At 62.6% G+C, this 4,933-nt stretch carries 6 protein-coding genes; 2 read left to right on the top strand and 4 right to left on the bottom strand.

Annotated features, from left to right (window positions below):
* Positions 1-90: 90 nt before the first annotated feature.
* From IC66_RS0121575 to IC66_RS0121565, 3 genes are all read right to left on the bottom strand, one after another.
* Positions 91-648: a hypothetical protein gene (locus IC66_RS0121575; protein ID WP_038949005.1), complete on the bottom strand. Its 558-nt coding sequence runs from the start codon at positions 646-648 to the stop codon at positions 91-93.
* 344 nt (positions 649-992) lie between these two features.
* Entirely contained in the window at positions 993-1,382 is a 390-nt protein-coding gene (locus IC66_RS0121570) for a hypothetical protein (protein WP_038949004.1), read from the bottom strand.
* A gap of 214 nt (positions 1,383-1,596) precedes the next feature.
* Positions 1,597-1,848 carry a helix-turn-helix domain-containing protein gene (locus IC66_RS0121565; protein WP_322868053.1) on the bottom strand — a complete coding sequence of 84 codons (252 nt, stop codon included), beginning with the start codon at positions 1,846-1,848 and terminating at the stop codon, positions 1,597-1,599.
* Positions 1,849-1,954: 106 nt separating this feature from the next.
* On the opposite strand from IC66_RS0121565, the gene IC66_RS0121560 reads away from it, so the two are divergent.
* Together IC66_RS0121560 and IC66_RS0121555 are read left to right on the top strand one after the other, a co-directional pair.
* Complete coding sequence (locus IC66_RS0121560; protein WP_244429142.1) at positions 1,955-2,755, top strand: YqaJ viral recombinase family protein; 801 nt, start codon at positions 1,955-1,957, stop codon at positions 2,753-2,755.
* A 115-nt stretch (positions 2,756-2,870) separates the two neighbouring features.
* The gene (locus IC66_RS0121555; protein ID WP_038949001.1) at positions 2,871-3,977 is read left to right on the top strand and encodes a DUF968 domain-containing protein; all 1,107 of its coding nucleotides are present in this window, start codon (positions 2,871-2,873) and stop codon (positions 3,975-3,977) included.
* Positions 3,978-4,201: 224 nt separating this feature from the next.
* On the opposite strand, the gene IC66_RS0121550 is transcribed toward IC66_RS0121555, so the two are convergent.
* Positions 4,202-4,933 (bottom strand): porin (locus IC66_RS0121550; protein WP_038949000.1); only part of this gene is annotated, 732 nt, incomplete at its 5' end.

Below are 4,933 nucleotides of genomic sequence, written 5' to 3'. Positions count from 1 at the left end.
CGGGCGTTGCCCGCCGCCCGCCGCTTACCCGCCGCCGTTCGCGGCCCCGTGCTCTTCTGCGCGTTCCGCCTGTTGGCCGCGATCTGACGTTCAGTCGCCATCGTCGCCACTGATCATGACATCGGTGCCTTCGGCCGGATGCGTGGGCCTCGCCAAGCCGGCCCGGTAGTCCTCAAGCTGCTGCAGGTTTTTGTCGCGGCGCGAACTCAGTTCAGCCAACCGGCGATTGGTCTCAGCCATCTCAAGCAAGCAATGGCGAAAGGCCTCCGCATCGATACTAGCCTCCGACATCCCGTGTTTGCGTAAGATGTTTGTGACTTTGTTGCGCACCGCTTTGTTGGTAACTGACCGCTCGGCCAAATCATCGATGTCGGCAGCGCCGCTGGCATTTAGCGCGATGCTCAACAGGTTTTTCAGTGCCGGACCGCGAGCGGAAGTAACGATCAGATCCTTGAATCCCCGAAGTCGCTGCATTTCCCATTCGCCATGGATGATCTCGCCGACCCACATCTGCTCAATGGCGCATCTCGGTCTGAGCTTCGCAACAATCGCGTCACGCATCATCCTAAAGTGGGCCTGGGATTCAGACGGCAGCAAGCGCGGCTCATAGATGAGTGCGAGCTGGGCACCCTGATCCGATCGGCTCATCGGCTCATCCTCCGCTTGGTTGAACGCATGGCGACACCAGTTTGAGATGCACCTTTAGCCGGCCAGCACCTTTGAGCGCGCAACGCCTTGAAAGCATTCCCGATGAATTGATCAGCCCAGTCGGTTCTTCGCTGTAAGCTTATTCCCATGTTCCTTTAACTCCTTCGCGGGACTTGCTAGCCGGCGTGGCCTGTCGTTCCGGCCGCCGCGTAAGCGGTAGCGGTAGCGGGCGGGCTCGACTTTTCTCTGCGCGTTGCGGCGCAAGTCCGAGGTCAAACAGGAAAAAAACAGCAGGGTCAGAATCCCCCCGTAGCGGAAAAAACCCGGCGCGCAAAGGGATTCCGTTAAAAAGATTTGCATCCTCGGAAATTCAACCCAACTAACAGAGGGCAGCAACAGCACGATACGCGCTGTCGGGAGGACCTGGTGCCGAAGCGATCATTGCGGAAGCGATCATTGCCGAAACGGTCGTCAACGAAGCCGACCCCTTCCTTGCCGAAGCCGTCATTGCCGAAAGCAGCCCTGCCGAAGGTGTCCTTGCCGACGCCATCGAGCCGATCATCCATCAAAGCTTGCAGCTTCCGCCCACCAACGATGATTGGAAAAGACTTCGCGGCTCCCGATCCGCTCGCACGCCTGCTCGAGTTCATGAACGATGAGCGTCTCCCGCCAATGACGCGCCAAAGGATCGCCGCAACGATCGCGCCGTATTTCCATCCTAGGCTGAAGCCCATTCCGGCCAGCGCTGCCCCGGATTATTTTGGACCAAGCGCCCCACACGATCGAGGCGCGCCTTATGAGAACTCGGTTCAAACTGCGGAATCTCTTGAGCGATATCGATTGAAGTTTGCGCGCTTGCGCGCCGAACTGGCGCTCGATCCCGGACTCGCAAGCGCGAGCAAGGCTGGCCGGCGGCGCTCCTGACCAATTGAGCGGGTTCGGGACTCCTCACCCGGGATCGCGGCGACCACTGCGCAGCTTGACACCGACGCCGCGGCCATTCTCGTCGATGAACTCGACGCCGGCCGCCTCGAGGGTTCGCCGCACGACGATCAGGGTCGCGCGCCGCGGCTGAGTGAAACCGGCCTCGAGCTGGCGGACGGTGACAATCCCGACCTGCGCCTCGTCGGCCAATCTTTGCTGGCTCCAGTCCAGCAATCCTCGCGCGGCCCGGCATTGCTCCGGCGTGATCATCGGCATGTCACCATGGTGTTGTTTTCGGCTCCTTCTGTCGAAAAAAGATTGATTTATCGTTAGCGCCTGATAAGATCATTTCTGTTTAAAAAAGATATATTGGAGGATGTTGATGGATAGCCGAGCATTTCCGCCAAGCCGCCGCGCTTTCATCGGCGGCTCGGACGCAAAGATCATCATGGGCGTCGATGAGCCCGCCTTGCTTCGGCTGTGGCAGGAGAAGCGCGGCGAACGGGAACCCCAAGACCTGGCCAATGATCTGGTGGTGCAGCTCGGCTCGGTGACCGAGCCCCTCAACCGGCACTGGTACGAGACCCACTCCGGGCAGAAGGTGAGCGAGGTGCAGCGGCAATTCTTCCATCCACTTCACCGCTGGATGGCCGCCACGCTCGACGGCCGGATCGAAGCCACGGGCGCGGTGTTCGAGGCCAAATTTATGCTGCCGTGGAATTTCTCGGAAGAGCTCGCGGCCGAAAAGCACATGCCGCAGCTGCAGCACAACATGTGGGTAACGGCATCTCGGACGGCGGTGTTGTCGGTCATTACCGGCGGTGGCAAGTGGGTGGAGATGACGGTCGGAGCCGATCCTCTCTACCAGCACCTGCTGCTGACCGCTGAGAAAAAATTCTGGCGCTGTGTGGAGAGCGGAGAGCCGCCCCGGCTGTTCGGCATCGAGCCGCCGAGAGCGCGCCTGCAAGCGGTGCGCGCGGTGGACATGAGCGCCTCCAACGCCTGGGCTGCTTTGGCGGAGGTGTTTCGCCGCACGCGCGACGCCGCGATCGACCATGAGCGGGCGAAAAGCGAACTGAAGGCCCTCGTGCCGGAAGATGCCCGAGAAGCAACCGGCCACGGGGTACGTGCCAAGCGGTCGAAATCCGGCGCGATCAGCTTTGAGCTGACCGGGCGTCCATAGCTGGCGCGTGAGTAAGCCACAGCGCCATCTCGGTTGTTTGGCCAAACGGTGAGAGCTGCGGCCGAGCGTGGAAAACCGCTTCACCCCACTGCCTTGAGCTAACCGACGCAGAACCATGTATCAATCAAGCCAGAGCATCAATCAGGTCGCCGCCGCGCTCGCCCGCGCACAGGCCGAGCTGGAAAACCCGGAAAAGTTGCTCACGGCGACCCTGCCTGGGCTCTTCCCCAACGGCGAATGCCACAGCTTCCGCTATGCCTCGTTGGCGCGCGGACTTGAGATTGTGCGCAAGAGCTTGAGCAAACAGGAGATTGCCACGGTGCAGGCCACCGCGCTTGAGCCGGAGAGCGGGCTGATCCGGCTCACCACCGCCCTGCTCCACAGCTCAGGCGAATGGATTGCGTCAGACTGGCCGGTCTGCACCATCGCCGACATCGCCGCGCCGCATCGGATGGGCGCTGCGCTGACCTATGCGCGGCGGTACGCGCTGTTCACGTTGATCGGGATTGCCGGCGAAGATGATTTCGACGCACCGGATCTTGCCATCAGGCCCGGATCCAATCCGCAGGCTGATGAATTAGGATCTCGTCCCGGAGTGGCCCCGCCTGGCTCGCCTCTGCCCACGGCCAAAGCCAACGCGCCCTGGCGCGCAGAAGCGAAACGTGCCCCCGCCGGTCAGGCCGTGGCCCCCGCAGCCGAACCCAAAACTTCCGAAGCGATGGCCGCGCGCCTGCTCGCCGAGCTTCAGTCGCTTGCCAATGTGGAGGACATCGACCGCTGGGCACAGCGGGTGTGGCGGCAGGCGAACACACTCACAGTCCAGGGGGCCCAGCGGCTTGGCGAAGCTCTCGAGGACCGGCTCACCCGGCTGCAAGCCTCCGAACAATCCACGCCAAGCCCGGTCGGGGCGGACAAGGATTGCGCAGCCGGCTGGGCTCGCATCGGAAAACCGCAGCGGCGCCGCGATCGCGAACACCTGCGGTTCGTCGCCAAGCAGCCCTGCCTCGCTTGTGGCCGGAGCCCGTCCGATCCGCACCACCTGCGGTTCGCGCAGCCCAGGGGCCTTGGTCTGAAGGTGAGCGACGAATTCACCGTGCCGCTCTGCCGCGCCCATCACCGGGAGCTGCATCGGGCAACCAACGAAGTCGAGTGGTGGTTGCGGTTAGCCATCGAGCCGTTAGAAGTGGCCCGCAGGCTTTGGCTGACAACGCACCCGTTGTAGCCGCACCTGCACGCGCTTTAGAGCTGCCGATCGTGCTTGTTGGCGATGCACGTCGCCGAGCTCGCGCCGAAAGCTCGCCAAACGCTTCGAATCCCACAAATCCTGGTCGAAGACGCCTCTTCGGTGCATCGAAGACACCAAAGCCCTCGGCAGTTTCCCGCCGAGGGCTCTGAGGAGCTCTCGGCAGTTTCCCACCAAGAGCTCCAATGCGAGTTAGACCGAACTTACCAGTTGCGCTGAGCGCGGAGGAGCAGGGTGATGGTGTCCGGATCCTTCAGCTCGTACACAGCGGCCGGCTTGGCCGTTGCGCCAGCACCGGCGTAACCAACCGTACCGGAGTACTTCTGGTCGAGGTGGGTCCAGTTCAGGTCAGCCGAGAACGTGAGGTTCTTGACCGGGGTCCAGCGGGTGATGACACCGACCTGCGCAACGGCGAAGTCGGGGTTGCAGCCCGTGACACCTGCCTGCGAGACACCCGTTACGAACGTGCCACCCACGCCGCAAAGCGAGGTCTTGGCCAGCGAGCCGAACTGTGCCTGAGCGTAGGCACCGTACAGCGCGGTGTTCCAGTAGGGATCCCAGTTATGGGTGTAGGCACCACGGAAGCCCCAGGTCTTCACGCTCTCCTGCGACGAGCCACCGCCCGCCGAGGTGAACACGGTGTCCGGAGCATAGGCAAAGCCGACGCTCTGGTAGGCAATGCCCGAGCTGCCGAACATCGAGTAGCTGCCGCCCGCCAGGTTCTGGAAGTTGTAGCGGGTCGCGCCGTCAGTGTAGACGCCCGAAATGTTGATCACGTCACCCGCACCGGTCGGGATGTTCTTGATCGACAGAGCGAGCTGAACCGCCCAACCCCACTTGTCGTCGGGGTGGCCAGTGACTTCGGTCGGGCCGTAGTAGGCAACGTGGTTGTCATGCGCAGCGACCGACGCCTGGAACAGACCCCAGGCCTGGTC

The organism is Bradyrhizobium genomosp. III (genome assembly GCF_000261705.1).
GTDB classification, from domain to species: domain Bacteria; phylum Pseudomonadota; class Alphaproteobacteria; order Rhizobiales; family Xanthobacteraceae; genus Bradyrhizobium; species Bradyrhizobium ottawaense.
Note: the sequence above shows the minus strand (reverse complement) of the source record. Positions and strands in the feature narration are given on the sequence as shown.

Excerpts from the sequence above, each read along its gene's own strand:
- IC66_RS0121570 (WP_038949004.1), bottom strand. The coding sequence starts at position 1,382 with ATGGGCTTCAGCCTAGGATGGAAATACGGCGCGATCGTTGCGGCGATC.
- IC66_RS0121555 (WP_038949001.1), top strand. The coding sequence starts at position 2,871 with ATGTATCAATCAAGCCAGAGCATCAATCAGGTCGCCGCCGCGCTCGCC.
- IC66_RS0121560 (WP_244429142.1), top strand. The coding sequence starts at position 1,955 with ATGGATAGCCGAGCATTTCCGCCAAGCCGCCGCGCTTTCATCGGCGGC.
- IC66_RS0121575 (WP_038949005.1), bottom strand. The coding sequence starts at position 648 with ATGAGCCGATCGGATCAGGGTGCCCAGCTCGCACTCATCTATGAGCCG.
- IC66_RS0121565 (WP_322868053.1), bottom strand. The coding sequence starts at position 1,848 with ATGCCGATGATCACGCCGGAGCAATGCCGGGCCGCGCGAGGATTGCTG.